The sequence below is a fragment of the Caulobacter sp. BE254 genome (genome assembly GCF_031457295.1).
Taxonomy (GTDB): domain Bacteria; phylum Pseudomonadota; class Alphaproteobacteria; order Caulobacterales; family Caulobacteraceae; genus Caulobacter.
Genome location: NZ_JAVDWJ010000021.1, coordinates 1 through 17,460 on the forward strand (window position 1 = coordinate 1; position 17,460 = coordinate 17,460).

Annotated in this window: 11 protein-coding genes; 2 read left to right on the plus strand and 9 right to left on the minus strand. The window is 67.3% G+C overall.

From position 1 onward, the window contains the following. The 4 genes from J2X41_RS23700 to rpsL form a co-directional block, all read right to left on the minus strand. A partial coding sequence (locus tag J2X41_RS23700) for a GTP-binding protein (RefSeq protein WP_209282537.1) occupies positions 1 to 95 on the minus strand: 95 nt, incomplete at its 3' end. 60 nt (positions 96 to 155) lie between these two features. Continuing rightward, positions 156 to 2,234, minus strand: coding sequence for an elongation factor G (gene fusA / locus J2X41_RS23705; protein ID WP_310086773.1), 2,079 nt, complete (start codon positions 2,232 to 2,234; stop codon positions 156 to 158). A 114-nt stretch (positions 2,235 to 2,348) separates the two neighbouring features. Next, a complete protein-coding gene (gene rpsG, locus J2X41_RS23710; RefSeq protein WP_007661568.1) occupies positions 2,349 to 2,822 on the minus strand; it encodes a 30S ribosomal protein S7 in 474 nt (157 codons plus the stop codon). A 13-nt stretch (positions 2,823 to 2,835) separates the two neighbouring features. Beyond that, positions 2,836 to 3,207 carry a 30S ribosomal protein S12 gene (gene rpsL, locus J2X41_RS23715; protein ID WP_007661566.1) on the minus strand — a complete coding sequence of 124 codons (372 nt, stop codon included), beginning with the start codon at positions 3,205 to 3,207 and terminating at the stop codon, positions 2,836 to 2,838. A gap of 478 nt (positions 3,208 to 3,685) precedes the next feature. Here rpsL and J2X41_RS23720 point away from each other — a divergent pair, with 478 nt between their 5' ends. Beyond that, on the plus strand, positions 3,686 to 4,471 hold the full coding sequence (locus J2X41_RS23720; protein ID WP_310086777.1) for a hypothetical protein: 786 nt from the start codon (positions 3,686 to 3,688) through the stop codon (positions 4,469 to 4,471). Here the strand turns inward: J2X41_RS23720 and J2X41_RS23725 are convergent. From J2X41_RS23725 to J2X41_RS23735, 3 genes are all read right to left on the minus strand, one after another. Next, a complete protein-coding gene (locus J2X41_RS23725) occupies positions 4,398 to 6,239 on the minus strand; it encodes a methyl-accepting chemotaxis protein (RefSeq protein WP_310086780.1) in 1,842 nt (613 codons plus the stop codon). The two genes, J2X41_RS23720 and J2X41_RS23725, sit on opposite strands and share 74 nt — an antisense overlap. A gap of 126 nt (positions 6,240 to 6,365) precedes the next feature. Further along, positions 6,366 to 7,292 carry a pyridoxamine 5'-phosphate oxidase family protein gene (locus J2X41_RS23730; protein WP_310086783.1) on the minus strand — a complete coding sequence of 309 codons (927 nt, stop codon included), beginning with the start codon at positions 7,290 to 7,292 and terminating at the stop codon, positions 6,366 to 6,368. A gap of 1 nt (position 7,293) precedes the next feature. Then, positions 7,294 to 7,923 (minus strand): glutathione S-transferase, encoded by a 630-nt coding sequence (locus J2X41_RS23735; RefSeq protein ID WP_310086786.1) that lies wholly within the window; start codon positions 7,921 to 7,923, stop codon positions 7,294 to 7,296. A gap of 92 nt (positions 7,924 to 8,015) precedes the next feature. Between J2X41_RS23735 and J2X41_RS23740 the strand changes: the two genes are divergently transcribed. After that, on the plus strand, positions 8,016 to 8,915 hold the full coding sequence (locus J2X41_RS23740; protein ID WP_310086790.1) for a LysR family transcriptional regulator: 900 nt from the start codon (positions 8,016 to 8,018) through the stop codon (positions 8,913 to 8,915). A 122-nt stretch (positions 8,916 to 9,037) separates the two neighbouring features. On the opposite strand, the gene rpoC is transcribed toward J2X41_RS23740, so the two are convergent. Next, positions 9,038 to 13,222, minus strand: coding sequence for a DNA-directed RNA polymerase subunit beta' (gene rpoC / locus J2X41_RS23745; RefSeq protein ID WP_310086793.1), 4,185 nt, complete (start codon positions 13,220 to 13,222; stop codon positions 9,038 to 9,040). A 98-nt stretch (positions 13,223 to 13,320) separates the two neighbouring features. Further along, positions 13,321 to 17,403, minus strand: a complete 4,083-nt coding sequence (gene rpoB, locus J2X41_RS23750; protein WP_310086797.1) for a DNA-directed RNA polymerase subunit beta — start codon at positions 17,401 to 17,403, stop codon at positions 13,321 to 13,323. Positions 17,404 to 17,460: the final 57 nt, after the last annotated feature.

Consider the following 17,460-nt stretch of genomic DNA (forward strand, 5'->3'; position numbering starts at 1 on the left):
ATCGCGGCCGTCAACGTCGTCTTGCCATGGTCGACGTGACCGATGGTGCCGATGTTGCAGTGCGGCTTGTTACGTTCGAACTTTTCCTTGGCCATTTTTCTCTAGCTCCGGACCCCAGAGGGGCCTGCAATTAAAAGGGGATTTCTGGGGTTAGCTTAGGCGTACTTCTTGATCACTTCGTCGGCGACGTGTTGCGGCACCGGCTCGTAGTGGTCGTATTGCATGGTGAACTGGGCGCGGCCCTGGGACATGCCGCGCAGGGTGTTCACATAGCCGAACATGTTGGCCAGCGGCACGAAGGCGTTCACCACCGTGGCGTTGCCGCGCATGTCCTGGCCCTGGATCATCCCGCGACGGGCGTTCAGGTCGCCGATGACCGAACCCAGGTACTCTTCCGGGGTCACGACCTCGACGGCCATGATCGGCTCAAGCAGCTTGGGAGCGCCCTTCTCGCGCAGTTCCTTGAAGGCGGCGCGGGCCGCGATTTCGAACGCCAGCACGCTGGAGTCGACGTCGTGGTACTTGCCGTCCGTCAGGGTGGCCTTGAAGTCGATCAGCGGGAAGCCGGCCAGCAGGCCGTTGTCCTTGACGGACTCCAGGCCCTTCTGGACGCCGGGGATGTATTCCTTAGGCACCGCGCCGCCGACGATCGAGTTCTCGAACACGAAGCCCGAACCCGGCTCGCCCGGTTCGAAGGTGATCATGACGCGGGCGAACTGGCCCGTACCACCGGTCTGCTTCTTGTGGGTGTAGTCGATGTCGACCTTGCGGCCCAGGCTTTCGCGATAGGCAACCTGCGGCGCGCCGATGTTGGCTTCGACCTTGTAGGTCCGCTTCAGGATGTCGATCTTGATGTCCAGGTGCAGTTCGCCCATGCCCTTCAGGATCGTCTGGCCGCTTTCGAAGTCGGTCGAGACGGTGAAGGACGGATCCTCGGCGGCCAGCTTGGCCAGGGCGACGCCCAGCTTTTCCTGGTCGGCCTTGGACTTGGGCTCGACGGCGATCTCGATGACCGGGGCCGGGAATTCCATGCGCTCCAGGATGACCGGCGACTTCAGGGGATCGCACAGGGTGTCGCCCGTGCGGGTTTCCTTCAGGCCGGCCAGCGCGACGATGTCGCCGGCGAAGGCTTCCTTGATGTCTTCGCGGTTGTTGGAGTGCATCAGCAGCATGCGGCCGACGCGCTCGCGCTTGTCGCGCGTGGCGTTCAGCAGGCTCATGCCGGTTTCCAGCTTGCCCGAATAGATCCGGCAGAAGGTCAGCGAACCGACGAAGGGGTCGTCCATGATCTTGAACGCCAGGACCGACAGCGGCTCGTCGTCCGAGGCGCGACGCACGACTTCTTCTTCGGTCTTGAAGTCGATGCCCTTGGTCGGCGGGATGTCCACCGGCGAGGGCAGGTAGTCGACGACGGCGTCCAGGAGCGTCTGCACGCCCTTGTTCTTGAAGGCCGAGCCGCAGAGGATCGGATAGAAGGCGCCGGTCAGCACGGCCTTGCGGATGCACTTCTTCAGCACGGCTTCCGAGGGCTCTTCGCCGCCCAGATAGGCTTCCATGGCTTCGTCGTCGAGCTCGACGGCGGCTTCAACCAGGTAGGCGTGAGCTTCCTTGGCCTTGTCCAGCAGGTCGGCGGGGATCTCTTCGTCACGGAAGTTGGCGCCCAGGGCGTCGTTGTCCCAGACCACGGCCTTCATGCGGACCAGGTCGACCAGGCCGCTCAGCGAGCTTTCCGAACCGATCGGGAACTGGATCGGCACTGCCTTGGCGCCCAGACGGTCGCGGATCGATTCCACCGACTTGTCGAAGTCGGCGCCGATCTTGTCCATCTTGTTGACGAAGACGATGCGCGGAACGCGATACTTGTCGGCCTGGCGCCAGACGGTTTCGGTCTGCGGCTCGACACCGGCGTTGCCGTCCAGCACCGTCACGGCGCCGTCGAGGACACGGAGCGAGCGCTCGACTTCGATCGTGAAGTCGACGTGTCCGGGGGTGTCGATGATGTTGAGGCGCTTTTCTTTCCAGAAAGCGGTCGTCGCGGCCGACGTGATGGTGATGCCGCGCTCTTGTTCCTGGTCCATCCAGTCCATGGTCGCGGCGCCGTCGTGGACTTCGCCGATCTTGTGCGACTTACCCGTGTAATACAGGATCCGCTCGGTCGTCGTCGTCTTCCCGGCGTCGATGTGCGCCATGATGCCGAAGTTGCGGTAGTCTTCGATTTTATGCTGGCGGGCCATGGATCTAGCTCTGCGTGACTGCCCGACCCCAAGCTGGGGCAGGGACATTTAAACGTGCGGCGCGGGCGGTTTATCTCAAACCGCCCGCGCCTGAAAGAGTGCTGGTAAGAAAGGTTACCAGCGGTAGTGCGAGAACGCCCGGTTGGCTTCGGCCATCTTGTGGGTGTCTTCGCGCTTCTTCACCGCGGTGCCGCGGTTGTTGGAAGCGTCGAGCAGCTCACCAGCCAGCTTTTCGGTCATGGTGTTCTCGCCGCGCTTGCGGGCGGCGGTCACCAGCCAGCGGATGGCGAGGGCGCGGCGGCGGTCCGGACGGACTTCCACCGGCACCTGGTAGGTGGCGCCGCCGACGCGGCGCGACCGGACTTCGATCGCCGGGGCGACATTGTCCAGGGCGGAGTGGAAGGTCTCAAGCGGACCTTGGTCCTTGCGCTTGTTTTCCAGGATGTCGAAAGCACCATAGATGATGTTTTCGGCGACGGCTTTTTTGCCCTCGTACATCACGTAGTTCATGAACTTCGTGACGATCAGGTCCCCAAACTTGGGATCCGGCAGGACTTGGCGTTTCTCGGCGCGACGGCGGCGGGACATCTTCTTCTATTCCTTACTTCGGACGCTTGGCGCCGTAGAGCGAACGACGCTGCTTACGATCCTTGACCCCTTGGGTGTCGAGGACGCCGCGCAGGATGTGATAGCGGACGCCGGGCAAGTCCTTGACGCGGCCGCCGCGGATGAGCACCACCGAGTGCTCCTGCAGGTTGTGGCCTTCGCCCGGGATGTAGCAAACGGCTTCGATGCCGGTGGTCAGACGGACCTTGGCGACCTTACGCAGAGCCGAGTTCGGCTTCTTCGGGGTCGTCGTGTAGACGCGCGTGCAAACGCCGCGGCGTTGGGGGCAGCCCTTCAGGGCGGGCACCTTGTTCCGGACCGGCTTAGGCTGGCGCGGTTTGCGGATGAGCTGGTTGACGGTAGGCATTAAGTCTCTGCTCTGATGGAAGCGTGTGCCTTTCGGCCGAGGCGCTTCAGGTCCTTGTCATTTTTATTCCGGCTTTCTCGGCCTCGGATGAGGACCTGATAAACACGAAACTCGCCGGGACGCGGGCAGCGTTCCGGCGGGCTGGTCCGTCGGGGTAAGGGACGGGCGCTCATCAGGACGGACAGGGTCCGCCTCGAAAAGAGCGCGGAAACTACTCGCGAACGCATCCGACGTCAATGCCGAGTCAAATCACGGGTTTGCGCCGGTTATTCGCCCCTCCACGGCCACGCTTTCGCCACCTGAGGTGGCAAGCCTAAGTGCGTCGTCCACGCGCCAAAAGGGGGCAGCGTCCCGTCCGCGTCGACATCCGCGGCGCCCTACTGGCGCAGGCGGTTGACCGCCCCATCTAGCGTATGGCGGACACCGTTTCGCCACTTGCGGTGGCAAACCTGTTCGCTCCGTCCTGTCGAGTTCGTTCTTGCCCCAATCCCCGGCCACGGCGCGCAAAACCCGGTTGAGAAACGGCGCCGTTCTTTGCGGGTCGCTGGCGCTGCACGCCGTGATCCTGGTCGTCCTGGGTTGGCCGGTGGTGACCCGCTTCCAGGACCGGTCGAGCGACGAGGACGCCATCCGCGTCACCTTGGAGCGCGACCTGGCGCGCCGCCGTCCCACGCTGGAGCCGGTGGCCAGCGCCGAGCGGGCGGCGGCGGCCTCGCCGATCCAGCCGCGCGCGCCGCGCCGGGTCGCGCCGTCCTGGATCCAGCCGCTGGGCGTCGCGCCCGTCCCCGGTCCGCCCGCGCCCAGCAACCGCGCGACCGGCCTCCATCCCGCCCCCTTGCCCGAAGGCCCGCGCGGCGACCTGCGCACCGCCCTGCGCGGCAGCAGCGCCGGCTGCGCCAACGCCGAGGCGGTCGGCCTCAACCGGCGGGAACAGGAACATTGCGACGAGGTGTTCGGGGCCAAGGTCCGCAACGCCCCGGTCTATGACGCGCCGATGGACACGGCCAAGCGGCGAGGCTTCGAGGCCCAGGCCCTGAAGCAGCAGGCCGACCGCGCCTATCGCGACGCCCCGACCGTCGGCGTGGATCACCGCAATCGCGACAATCCAGGCAAGGGCAAGGACATCCCCTGGGTGCTGGGCGCCGAGCAGGACGGCCTGGGTCGGTCGCTGTCGACCGAGCAGCAGGCGCTCAGGCGGCTGGACGATGCGCGGAAGGCCGACGAGCGTCGGAAGAAGGCCGCGCGCCAGAACGACCAGCGCTAGCCGCGCCGACCTTGAAGTGGCCGACCAGGGCGGCCAGGCCCTCGACCTCGCGCACCAGGGTCAGGCTGTCGGCGGCCGAGCGGTTGACCATGGCGGCGTTCTTCTGGGTGGCCTGGTCCATGTGGCTGACGGCGGTGTTGACCTCGGACAGGCCCGAGGCCTGCTCGGCGGCCGAGGCGGCGATCCGGCCGATGACGCCGTCGATGGCGCCCACCTGGCCGGCGATCGTCTGCAACGCCTCGCCCGTGCGGCCGACCAGCACGACGCCGGCCTCGACCTGGCGGGCGGAGTCGGCGATGTGGACCTTGATCTCCTTGGCCGCGTCGGCCGAGCGCTGGGCCAGGGCCCGGACTTCCTGCGCCACAACCGCGAAGCCGCGGCCGGCGTCGCCCGCGCGCGCGGCTTCGACCCCGGCGTTCAGGGCCAGCAGGTTGGTCTGGAAGGCGATCTCATCGATGACGCCGACGATCTGGGCCACCTGGTGCGAGGAGGCCTCGATGCCGCCGATCGCCTGGATGGTCTCGTCGACGACGGTGCGCGAACGGCCCGCCTCGGCCTGGGCCTGGCTGACGGCCTCGCGGGCCCCGCGCGCGCCGTCGGCGGCCACGCGGACGGCGTTGGTGATTTCGGTCAGGGCGGCGGCGGCCTCTTCCAGGCTGGCGGCCTGCTGCTCGCTGCGGGTCGACAGGTCACCCGCCGCGCCAGCGATGCCGTTGGCGCCGGCGGTTAGCCCGCCCACGGCCGAGATTACCGCGCCCATGGCCTGCTCCAGGCGCTCGACGGCCTGGTTGAAGTCGGCGCGCAGGCGTTCGTAGTCGGGGGCGAAGGCCTCGGTCAGGCGAACGGTCAGGTCGCCGGCCGACAGCCGGTCCAGCCCCTGGGCCAGGCGCGAGACGACCAGGGCCTGCTGCTCGGCCTGGTGGCTGTCGCGATCGGCCGACAGGCGGCGCTCGGCCTCGGCGGCCTGGCGATGGGTCTCGGCCTCGGCTTCGATCCGGCCCTTCTCGCGGGCCTCGTCGCGGAAGGCGTGGACCGCGTCGGCCATCAGGCCGATGTCGTCGCGGCGGCCGGCGAACGGCAGGGCCACGGTCAGGTCGCCGCCCATCACCCGCTTCATGGCCTCGCGCAGGTCGCGCAGCGGCGACAGCTGGCGGCGGACCACGGTCACGGAGACCGCGACGCCCAGGCCGGCCAGCACCGCGCCGGCCACGGCCAGCCAGATCAGCTGGCGATAGACCGGCTGGAAGTAGTCGGCCTTGGCCACGCCGACATAGAGGATGCCGATCACCTCGCCCGAGGCGTTCTTGATCGGGTCGTAGGCGGCGAAATAGGGCTTGCCCAGCACCTTGGCCTCGCCGCGATAGGACTCGCCCCGGCCCAGCACCGCGTCATAGACGGGGCCCTTGGCCAGGGGCGTTCCCACGCCCCGGCTGCCGTCGGGCTTCTGGACGTTGGTGGCGACGCGGGTGTCGCCCAGGAAGATGGTCATGGTGCCGCCGACCAGGTCCTTGACGTGGTCGACCGTGGCGATGTCGCCGTTCAGGACCTTGCCGCCGACGGTCAGCTTGTCGCCGTCGCGCGCGAACACCGCGTCCGGGCCGCCGACCGCATCCCAGGCCACGCGCAGGCTGGCCTCCTGCTGGCTGACCGCCTGCGACTTGGCGAAGTCCAGCGAGTTCTTGCCGACCATGGCCAACAAGGCCAGCAACAGGGTCATGAAGGCCGCGACAACGGTCAGGCTGACCTTGGTGGAGATGTCGGAACGCATGGGGGCGCCAATGTCTGGAGAATCCTGCCTCCGGTTTGCACCGCAACACGTCAAGCAAGGCTTAACCTTCCGGTCGATTGATCCTCCTGATGAAACCGCGACGTTGCGCCGCACCCGGTAAACGGTTCAGGCGACGGGCGCCGCCGACGCGTTCCAGGCCGCCGTGCCCAGGGTCACCGGCGAATAGTCGCCGAACGTCCAGCGCAGCGGTAGGGCGGCGGGCCGGCGCCAGGCGCGCTCGACGATGAACCGCCATTGTCGTTGGACGCCCTCGGGCCAGCCACCGACGGGCGGTTCCCAGTCGATCTCGACCCGGCCTTGCAGGTGCAGCAGGTCGCCGGTTTCGAAATCGACGAACAGCAGGGCCGCGCGCGGGTCGAGCACCAGGTTGCCCAGGGTGTTGAAGAACCGGTTGCCCCGGAAGTCGGGGATGGTCAGCACCTCGCCGCTGGCCTTGACGAAGCCGGGCAGGCCGCCCCGATGCGAGATGTCGACCCCGCCGTTGTCGCCGCCCGCGTTGGTGGCCACGAACATCGTGTCGGCGCGGGCGATCTGGGCGAGGGCCTCGGGCGTCGGGAAGGCGACCGCCTCAGCTGGCAGGGTCGAGGCCGGGCCCGGCGCCGCCGCGCGGGTCTGGATGTACTGCGGACAGTTGCCGAAGCTCTGCAGCACTTGCAGCGTCAGCCCGTCCTCGCCCGCCGCCGCGATCAGGCCGTTGGCGCGGTTGCGGCGACGGGTGGCGAAGTCCAGGCCCAGGGCCCCGAACGGCCGGCCGGCGGCGAACAGCTCGGCGCCGGGCTCGTCCGCGCGCGGCCGGGCCGCGACGGTCAGGATGTTGGGGTTGGGGCTCTGAACGAAGCCGGGCGAGCCGGTCAGCACCGTGGCCACAGGCCAGCCCTCGCCGTCGGTGGTGGCGATGAACAGATAGGGCAGCAGGGCGAAGAAGTCGCGGTGCTGGTCGGGCATGAAGGGGCGGATGCCCGTCATGCCGGGCGCGCCCGTTCCGGCCAGAGCCTGGGCGACCAGTTCCCCGCGATGGAACGGGCCGTCCATCCTAGGCGGCCTTGGCGAAGTCGGGCATGGGCCTGAACCAGGGCTGGGCCTCGACCCGGGCCAGCCAGGCGCGCACGGCGGGATAGGGCGCAAGGTCGACGCCGCCGTCCGGGGCGTGAGCGACGTAGGAATAACAGGCCAGGTCGGCGATGGTGACGTGGTCGGCGGCCAGGAAGGCGCGGTCGGCCAGATGGCCGTCCATGAAGGCCAGCACCCGGGCGGCGATGCGGGCGGCGCGGGCCGGATCGTCGGGCAGGTCGAACAGGGCGATCATCCGGGCGATGGCCGGGCCGTGCATGACCTCGCCGGCGGCGATCGACAGCCAGCGCTGGACCCGGGCGGCGGCGACCGGCTCCTGCGGCAGCCACCCGGCGTCGGGCGCGTAGCGGCGGGCCAGATAGACCAGGATGGCGTTGCTGTCGGCCAGGACCAGGTCGCCGTCCTGCAGCACCGGGACCTGGCCCAGCGGGTTGAGAGCCAGGAACGCGGGCGAGGCGCGGACGTCCTTGGGGGCGTTGGCGAAGCGCCAGGCCAGTCCCAGGGCGTCCAGCATTAGGCCCACGCGATGGGTGTGGCCCGACAGCGGCGTGCCGTGCAGGACGATGGCGGTGTCGGTATCGGTATCGGACATCTAGAGCCTCCCTCTCTTGCGGCCCCATATTCGCCATTGCGCCCGTCGAAATGAATTGCGCAAATCGGCAAGATATAATTGCGGATTTCGGAATGGATCGTCTGGACGAACTGGCCCTGCTGGTGGCGGTCATCGACACCGGGTCGCTGGCGGCCGCCGGACGTCGGCTGCGGCGCTCGCCCGCCGCCATGACCCGGGCCCTGGCGGCGCTGGAGGAGCGGATGGGCGCGCGGCTCATCGAGCGCACCACCCGCCGCCTGGCGCCCACCGAAGCCGGCCGCGACCTGGCCGAGCGGGCCCGCCGGCTGCTGGCCGACTATGAGACCGCCCTTCAGGCCCCCGCCCCCGACGCGGTGCGCGGCACGCTGCGCATCACCGGCCCGACGGTGTTCGGCGGCCGGCACCTAACGCCGGTGGTGGCCGACTTCCTGGCCCAGCATCCCGGCGTCCTGGCCGACCTGACCCTGCACGACCGCAATCTGGACCTGATCGAGGGCGAGCTGCACGTGGCCCTGCGGATCGGGCCGCTGGCCGATTCCAGCCTGGTGGTCCGCAAGCTGGGCCAGGTGCGCCGGCTGCTGGTGGCCGCGCCCGACTACCTGGCGCGGCGCGGGACCCCGCTGGAGCCCGGCGACCTGGCCGGGCACGAGGTGATCCTGACCACCGTGGTCTCGGCCTCGCCGGAGTGGCGGTTCGAGCACCGCGGCAAGGTCCGGGCCGTGCGGCTGGAGCCCCGGCTGCGGGTCAACAATGTCGAGGCGGCCCTGGCGGCCATGCTGGCCGGACGCGGGATCGGCCGGGCGCTGTCCTACCAGGTGGCGCAGGACCTGGCGGCGGGTCGGCTGGTCCGCCTGCTGCCCGATTTCGAGCCCCCGCCCCTGCCGGTGCAGCTGGTCACGGTGGGCGGCCGCTTCATGCCGCCGCTGGTGCGGGCGTTCCTGGACTTCGCGACGCCGAGGCTGGAGCGACTGGCGGTGTTGCGGGAGGGGTAGCGCCGAGGACGCCCCTCCGTCGGGCTTCGCCCGCCACCTCCCCCGTTTCACGGGGGAGGAGCCAAAAACAAAACGGCCCGGGATCGCTCCCGGGCCGTTCCGTTTCAGTTCTCGAAGGAAGCTTACGCCTCTTCGGCGATGACCGCGGGCAGCGGCTCCATCGCGTCTTCGCGCTGCTGGGCCAGCTGCTCGTCGCGCTTGGCGGCGACGCGCTGCAGGCTGCGCAGGTAGGAACCCGTGCCGGCGGGGATCAGACGACCCACGATGACGTTTTCCTTCAGGCCTTCCAGGGTGTCGGTCTTGCCGTGCACCGAGGCTTCGGTCAGGACGCGGGTCGTTTCCTGGAACGACGCGGCCGAGATGAAGCTCTTGGTCTGCAGCGAGGCCTTGGTGATGCCCAGCAGCACGGGCTGCGTCGTGGCCGGACGGCCGCCGCGGGCGACGGCCTTGTCCTGCTCGACGTAGAACTCGGGCTTGTCGAGGTGATCGCCCTTGATCAGTCCCGTATCGCCCGGCTCGACGATCTCGACCTTCTGCAGCATCTGACGAACGATCGTCTCGATGTGCTTGTCGTTGATCGGCACGCCCTGCAGTCGGTAGACCTCCTGGATTTCGTCCACGAGGAAGTTGGCTAGGGCCTCGACGCCCAGGATGCGCAGGATGTCGTGCGGATCCGGGTTGCCGTCGATGATGTACTCGCCGCGCGTGATGTAGTCGCCATCATGCACCGCGATGTGCTTGCCCTTGGGGATCAGGAACTCGACCGCTTCGGGCTGGTTGCCGTCGGCGTCGATGTCCGGGGTGATCTTGATCCGGCGCTTGTTCTTGTAGTCCTTGCCGAATTCGACACGGCCGTCCATTTCCGCGATGACCGCGCAGTCCTTGGGACGGCGGGCTTCGAAGAGTTCGGCGACGCGCGGCAGACCACCGGTGATGTCCCGGGTCTTGGCGCCTTCGGTCGGGATCCGCGCGATGACCTCGCCCGGCTTGACCATGTCCCCGTCGGCGACGGAGAGAATGGCGCCGACCGACATCAGGTAGCGGGCCTCGCCGCCGTTCGCCAGGCGAACATAGGCGCCGTCCTCGCCGAGCACGCCCATGGCCGGACGCAGGTCCGAGGCGCGGGCCGAGGTCCGCCAGTCGGCGATCACGCGTTGCGCGATGCCGGTGGCTTCGTCGGTCTCCTCGCGGACGGAGAAGCCGTCCACCAGGTCTTCGGCGCGGATCTTGCCGGCCACTTCGGTGATGATCGGGGTGGTGTAGGGGTCCCAATCGGCCAGGCGCTGGCCGCGCTTGACCTTGTCGCCGTCCTTGACCTTCAGGCGCGCGCCGTACGGCGGCTTGTAGTTCTCGCGTTCCTTGCCGTCGACCAGGACGCTGACGGCCGTGTTGCGGCTCATGACCACCAGCTGGCCGTCCGAACCCACCACGGTGGCGCCGGTCACGCGGACCGTACCGTCGTTGCTGCTTTCGAAGAACGACTGCTCGGCCACCTGGGCGGTGCCGCCGATGTGGAAGGTCCGCATCGTCAGCTGGGTGCCGGGCTCGCCGATCGACTGGGCGGCGATGACGCCGACCGCTTCACCGATGTTCACCGGCGTGCCGCGGGCCAGGTCGCGGCCGTAGCAGGCGCCGCAGACGCCGATCTTGGCTTCGCAGGTCAGGACCGAGCGCACCTTCACCGACTGCACCGCAGCGGCTTCGATGGTGTCGGCCATGTTCTCGGTCAGGTAGGTGTCGGCCGGGATGATGATCTCGCCGGTCGCCGGATCCTTGATGTCCTCGGCCGAGAAGCGGCCCAGGACGCGGGCGCCCAGCGAGACCAGCACGTCGCCGCCTTCGACCACGGCGCGCAGGGTGATGCCCCGCGTGGTGCCGCAGTCTTCCTCGACGATGATGCAGTCCTGCGCGACGTCGACCAGACGACGGGTCAGGTAGCCCGAGTTGGCGGTCTTCAGCGCGGTGTCCGCCAGGCCCTTGCGGGCGCCGTGGGTCGAGTTGAAGTACTCCTGAACGGTCAGGCCTTCCTTGAAGTTCGAGACGATCGGGGTCTCGATGATCTCGCCGGAGGGCTTGGCCATCAGGCCGCGCATGCCGCCCAGCTGCTTCATCTGGGCTTGCGAACCACGGGCGCCGGAGTGGGCCATCATGTAGATGGCGTTGATTTCCTTCTCGCGGCCGTTCTCGTCCTTATGCTTCATCTGAAGCTCGGCCATCATCTCGTCGGCGACGCGGTCGGTGGCCTTGGCCCAGGCGTCGACGACCTTGTTGTACTTCTCGCCCTTGGTGATCAGGCCGTCGGCGTACTGTTGCTCGTACTCCTCGGCCAGGGTGCGGGTCTCGGCGACGATCGCCTCCTTCCGCTTGGGGATGATGATGTCGTCCTTGCCGAAGGAGATGCCGGCCTTGGCCGCTTCCTTGAAGCCCAGACCCATGATCTGGTCGGCGAAGATCACCGTCGCCTTCTGACCGCAGTGGCGGTAGACGACGTCGATCAGGTTGCCGATTTCCTTCTTGGTCAGCGCCTTCTCGATCAGTCGGTGACCGATCGCGGTGTGCTGGGGCAGAAGGGCGGCGATCTTCATCCGGCCCGGGGTGGTGTCGATCACCCGGCGACGGACGACGCCGTCGGCGTCCATTTCCGTGAAGCGCGACTTGATCTTGGCGTGCAGGCTGACGACGCCGGCGTCCATGGCCGCCTCGATCTCGCCCAGGTCGGCGAAGATCTTGCCTTCACCCGGCTCGCCGTCGCGGGCCACCGACAGATAATACAGGCCCAGGACGATGTCCTGCGACGGCACGATGATCGGGCGACCGTTGGCGGGCGACAGGATGTTGTTGGTCGACATCATCAGGACGCGCGCTTCCAGCTGGGCCTCGAGGCTCAGCGGGACGTGCACGGCCATCTGGTCGCCGTCGAAGTCGGCGTTGAACGCGGCGCAGACCAGCGGGTGCAGCTGGATGGCCTTGCCCTCGATCAGCTTCGGCTCGAACGCCTGGATGCCCAGACGGTGCAGCGTCGGCGCGCGGTTCAGCATCACCGGGTGCTCGCGGATCACCTCTTCGAGGATGTCCCACACCTGGGGTTGCTCGCGCTCGACCATGCGCTTGGACTGCTTGACGGTGCCCGACAGGCCCTTGGCGTCCAGGCGCGCATAGATGAACGGCTTGAACAGCTCCAGAGCCATCTTCTTGGGCAGGCCGCACTCGTGCAGCTTCAGGTCCGGACCCACGACGATGACCGAACGGCCCGAATAGTCGACGCGCTTGCCCAGCAGGTTCTGGCGGAAGCGGCCCTGCTTGCCCTTCAGCATGTCGGCCAGCGACTTGAGGGGCCGCTTGTTGGCGCCGGTGATCACGCGGCCGCGACGGCCGTTGTCGAACAGGGCGTCGACCGACTCCTGCAGCATCCGCTTTTCGTTGCGGATGATGATGTCGGGGGCGCGCAGCTCGATCAGGCGCTTCAGACGGTTGTTCCGGTTGATGACCCGGCGATAGAGGTCGTTCAGGTCCGAGGTCGCGAAGCGGCCGCCGTCCAGCGGCACCAGCGGGCGCAGTTCCGGCGGGATCACCGGCACGACCGTCAGCACCATCCACTCGGGACGGTTGCCCGACTCCTGGAAGGCTTCCAGGATCTTCAGGCGCTTCGAAAACTTCTTCTGCTTCATGTCCGACGGATTGCCCGCCAGCTCTTCGCGCAGCTTCTCGGCTTCCTTCTCGAGGTCGATCGCCTTGAGCAGGTTCTGGACGGCCTCGGCGCCGATCTCGGCGGTGAAGCTGTCGTCGCCGTATTCGTCCTGGGCGCGCATGAAGTCGTCCTCGCTGAGCAGCTGGTGCTGCTTCAGCGGGGTCAGACCTGGCTCGGTGACGATGTAGTATTCGAAGTACAGGACGCGCTCGATGTCCTTCAGCGGCATGTCCAGCATCATGGCGATGCGCGAGGGCAGCGACTTCAGGAACCAGATGTGGGCCACCGGCGAGGCCAGTTCGATGTGGCCCATGCGCTCGCGACGGACGCGGGCCAGGGTGACTTCGACGCCGCACTTCTCGCAGATGATGCCCTTGTACTTCATGCGCTTGTACTTGCCGCACAGGCATTCGTAGTCCTTGGTCGGGCCAAAGATACGGGCGCAGAACAGGCCGTCACGCTCGGGCTTGAACGTGCGGTAGTTGATGGTCTCGGGCTTCTTGATCTCGCCGAACGACCACGAGCGGATCTTTTCCGGCGAAGCCAGCGAGATGCGGATCTGGTCGAAGGTCGGAGCGGCCTGGACCGGATTGAAGATGTTCAGGACTTCCTGGTTCATCTTGGTTCCTTCTGCGGGACTACCCGCGAAAATTCAAAGTTGGAGAGGGCTGAGGGGAGGCCCCTCCCCGGCGATCACGCCAGGGAGGGAGATCCTGATCAGCTGTTCTCCAGCTCGACGTTCAGGCCGAGCGAGCGCATTTCCTTGACCAGCACGTTGAAGCTTTCCGGGATACCGGCTTCGAACGTGTCGTCGCCGCGGACGATCGACTCGTAGACCTTGGTCCGGCCGGCCACGTCGTCGGACTTCACCGTCAGCATTTCCTGCAGGGTGTAGGCCGCGCCGTAGGCTTCCAGAGCCCACACTTCCATTTCCCCGAAGCGCTGACCGCCGAACTGGGCCTTGCCGCCCAGCGGCTGCTGGGTGACCAGCGAGTACGGACCGATCGAACGGGCGTGGATCTTGTCGTCGACCAGGTGGTGCAGCTTCAGCATGTAGATGTAGCCGACCGTGACCGGACGCTTGAACTGGTCGCCCGTCTGGCCGTCGAACAGGATCGACTGACCCGACGGATCGACGCCCGCCATGATCAGGTGCTCCTCGATGTCGCCGATGCGCGCACCGTCGAACACCGGGGTGGCGATCGGAACGCCCTTGCCGAGGTTGCGGGCCAGTTCGACCAGCTCTTCCTCGGTTTCCGGCAGTTCCTCGTCCGGGCCGTAGATCTCGGTCAGACGTTCGACCAGGGCCTGCTTCTGGCCGCCGGCCTGCCAGTCTTCCAGCAGGTTGGTGATCTGCTTGCCGAGGTTGGCGCAGGCCCAGCCGAGGTGGGTCTCGAAGATCTGGCCGACGTTCATGCGCGAAGGCACGCCCAGCGGGTTCAGAACCACGTCCACGTGCGTCCCGTCGGCGAGGAACGGCATGTCCTCGATCGGCAGGATACGCGAGATGACGCCCTTGTTGCCGTGACGGCCGGCCATCTTGTCGCCGGGCTGAAGCTTGCGCTTCACGGCCACGAAGACCTTGACCATCTTCATCACGCCCGGGGGCAGTTCGTCGCCGCGCTGCAGCTTGTCGACCTTGTCCTCGAAGCGACGGTCCAGGCGCTTGCGGTTCTCGTCGAACAGACGGCGAAGCGACTCAAGTTCGCCCATCGCCTTCTCGTCCTCGAGGGCGATCTGCCACCACAGGCCGGGCTGGACTTCAGCCAGGCCCTCGGCGGTGATCTCGCCGCGCGACAGGCCCTTGGGACCCGACAGGGCGACGTTGCCGATCAGCAGCTCGCGCAGGCGGCCCGAGATGTTGCGGTTCAGGATCGCGAATTCGTCGTCGCGGTCCTTGCCCAGGCGGTCGATCTCGGCGCGTTCGATGGCCAGGGCGCGTTCGTCCTTGTCGACGCCATGACGGTTGAACACGCGCACGTCGACGATCGTGCCGGCGACGCCCGGGGGCAGGCGCAGGCTGGTGTCGCGGACGTCCGAGGCCTTTTCGCCGAAGATGGCGCGCAGCAGCTTTTCTTCCGGCGTCATCGGGCTTTCGCCCTTCGGCGTGACCTTGCCGACCAGGATGTCGCCCGGCTGGACCTCGGCGCCGATCGCCACGATACCCGCTTCGTCGAGGTTGCGCAGGGCTTCCTCGCCGACATTGGGGATGTCGCGGGTGATTTCTTCCGGACCCAGCTTGGTGTCGCGGGCCATGACTTCGAATTCCTCGATGTGGATCGAGGTGAAGACGTCGTCGCGGACGATGCGCTCGGAGATCAGGATCGAGTCTTCGAAGTTGTAGCCGTTCCAGGGCATGAACGCGACGAGCGCGTTGCGGCCCAGGGCCAGTTCGCCCAGCTCGGTCGAGGGACCGTCGGCGATGATGTCGCCGGCGCTGATGCGGTCGCCCACCTTCACCAGCGGGCGCTGGTTGATGCAGGTCGACTGGTTGGAACGCTGGAACTTGCTCAGGCGGTAGATGTCGACGCCCGAACGGGCGGCGTCGGTCTCTTCCGTGGCGCGGACGACGATCCGGGTGCCGTCGATCTGCTCGACGACGCCGGTGCGCTTGGCGATGACCACGGCGCCCGAGTCACGGGCGACGACGGCTTCCATGCCGGTCCCGACCAGCGGGGCGTCGGACTGCACCAGCGGCACGGCCTGACGCTGCATGTTCGAGCCCATCAGGGCGCGGTTGGCGTCGTCGTTTTCCAGGAACGGGATCAGGGCCGCGGCCACCGACACGACTTGGCGCGGCGACACGTCCATCAGGTCGACCTGTTCCTTCTGGAGCAGGGTCGGTTCGCCGTTGATCCGGCCGGGGACCAGGTCGTCCACGATCTCGCCGTTCAACACCTTGATGTTGGACTGGGCGATGACGTGCTTCGACTCTTCCATGGCCGACATGTAGACGACCTCTTCGAGCGGCTTGCCGTCGGCGACGCGACGGTAGGGGCTCTCGATGAAGCCGTACTTGTTCACGCGGGCGTGGGTGGCCAGCGAGTTGATCAGGCCGATGTTCGGGCCTTCCGGCGTTTCGATGGGGCAGATACGGCCGTAGTGGGTCGGGTGAACGTCGCGGACTTCGAAGCCGGCGCGCTCGCGGGTCAGACCGCCCGGGCCAAGCGCCGACAGACGACGCTTGTGGGTGATCTCCGACAGCGGGTTGGTCTGGTCCATGAACTGCGACAGCTGCGAGCTGCCGAAGAATTCACGCACCGAGGCCGCGGCCGGCTTGGCGTTGATCAGGTCGTGCGGCATCACGGTGTCGATGTCGACGGACGACATGCGTTCCTTGATGGCGCGTTCCATCCGCAGCAGGCCGACGCGGTACTGGTTTTCCAGCAGTTCGCCGACCGAGCGGACCCGGCGGTTGCCCAGGTTGTCGATGTCGTCGATTTCGCCGCGACCGTCGCGCAGGCCGACCAGCAGCTTGAGCACCGCCAGCACGTCTTCCTTGCGGAGAACGCGCATCTCGTCCGAAGCGTCCAGCTCCAGGCGCATGTTCATCTTCACGCGGCCCACGGCCGACAGGTCGTAGCGCTCGGCGTCGAAGAACAGCGACTTGAACATCGCCTCGGCGGCTTCGACGGTCGGCGGCTCGCCCGGACGCATCACGCGGTAGATGTCGAACAGCGCGTCCTCGCGGACGGCGTTCTTGTCCACGCGCAGGGTGTTGCGCATGTAGGCGCCGACCGTGACGTGGTCGATGTCGAGCACGTCGATGGTGCTGAAGCCTTGGTCGGCCAGGGCCTGGATCGAGGTGACGTCAAGCTCGTCGCCGGCTTCGGCGTAGATTTCGCCGTTCTCGAAGTTGACGGCGTCGCGGGCCAGGTAGCGGCCGGTCAGGGCCTCGGGGGCCAGCAGCAGGGTCTTCAGGCCGGCGTCGGCCAGCTTCTTGGCCTGGCGGGCGGTGATCTTGGTGCCGGCCGGAGCCACTTCCTCGCCGGTGTCGGCGTCGATCAGGGCGAATTCCGGCTTCACGCCGCGCCAGCGCTCGGGCTTGTACGGGGTGGCCCAGCCTTCGGCCCCGGCCGCGGTGCGCTTCTCGAACGGGACGACGTCATAGAACGTCGTCAGGATCTCTTCGCCATCCATGCCCAGGGCATAGAGGAAGGTGGTGGCCGGCAGCTTGCGGCGGCGGTCGATGCGGACATAGACCACGTCCTTGGCGTCGAACTCGAAGTCCAGCCACGAGCCGCGGTACGGGATCACCCGGGCGGCGAACAGCAGCTTGCCCGAGGCGTGGGTCTTGCCCTTGTCGTGGTCGAAGAACACGCCGGGCGAACGGTGCATCTGCGAGACGATGACCCGCTCGGTGCCGTTGACGATGAAGGTGCCCTTGTCGGTCATGAGCGGGATGTCGCCCATGTAGACGTCCTGCTCCTTGATGTCCTTGACGGACCGGGCGCCGGTTTCTTCTTCGGTTTCGAACACGATCAGGCGCAGCTTGACCTTCAGCGGCGCCGCGAAGGTCATGTCGCGCTGGATGCACTCTTCAACGTCGTACTTGGGCTCTTCGAATTCGTACGAGACGTATTCGAGCACCGCGCGCTCGTTGAAGTCCTTGATCGGGAACACCGACTTGAAGACGGCCTCGATGCCCTCGTCCTTGCGCACGCCCGGACGGACTTCGCGCTGGAGGAACTGTTCGTAGGACGAGCGCTGAACCTCGATCAGGTTCGGCATCTGCACAGCTTCGGGGATGCGGCCGAAAGACTTCCGGATCCGCTTCTTGCCGGTGAAGGATTGCGCCATGTTTTTTCCCTGGGCGCGGACGGACTCCGCGCGTGAATTCGAATGCACCTAGCGTCC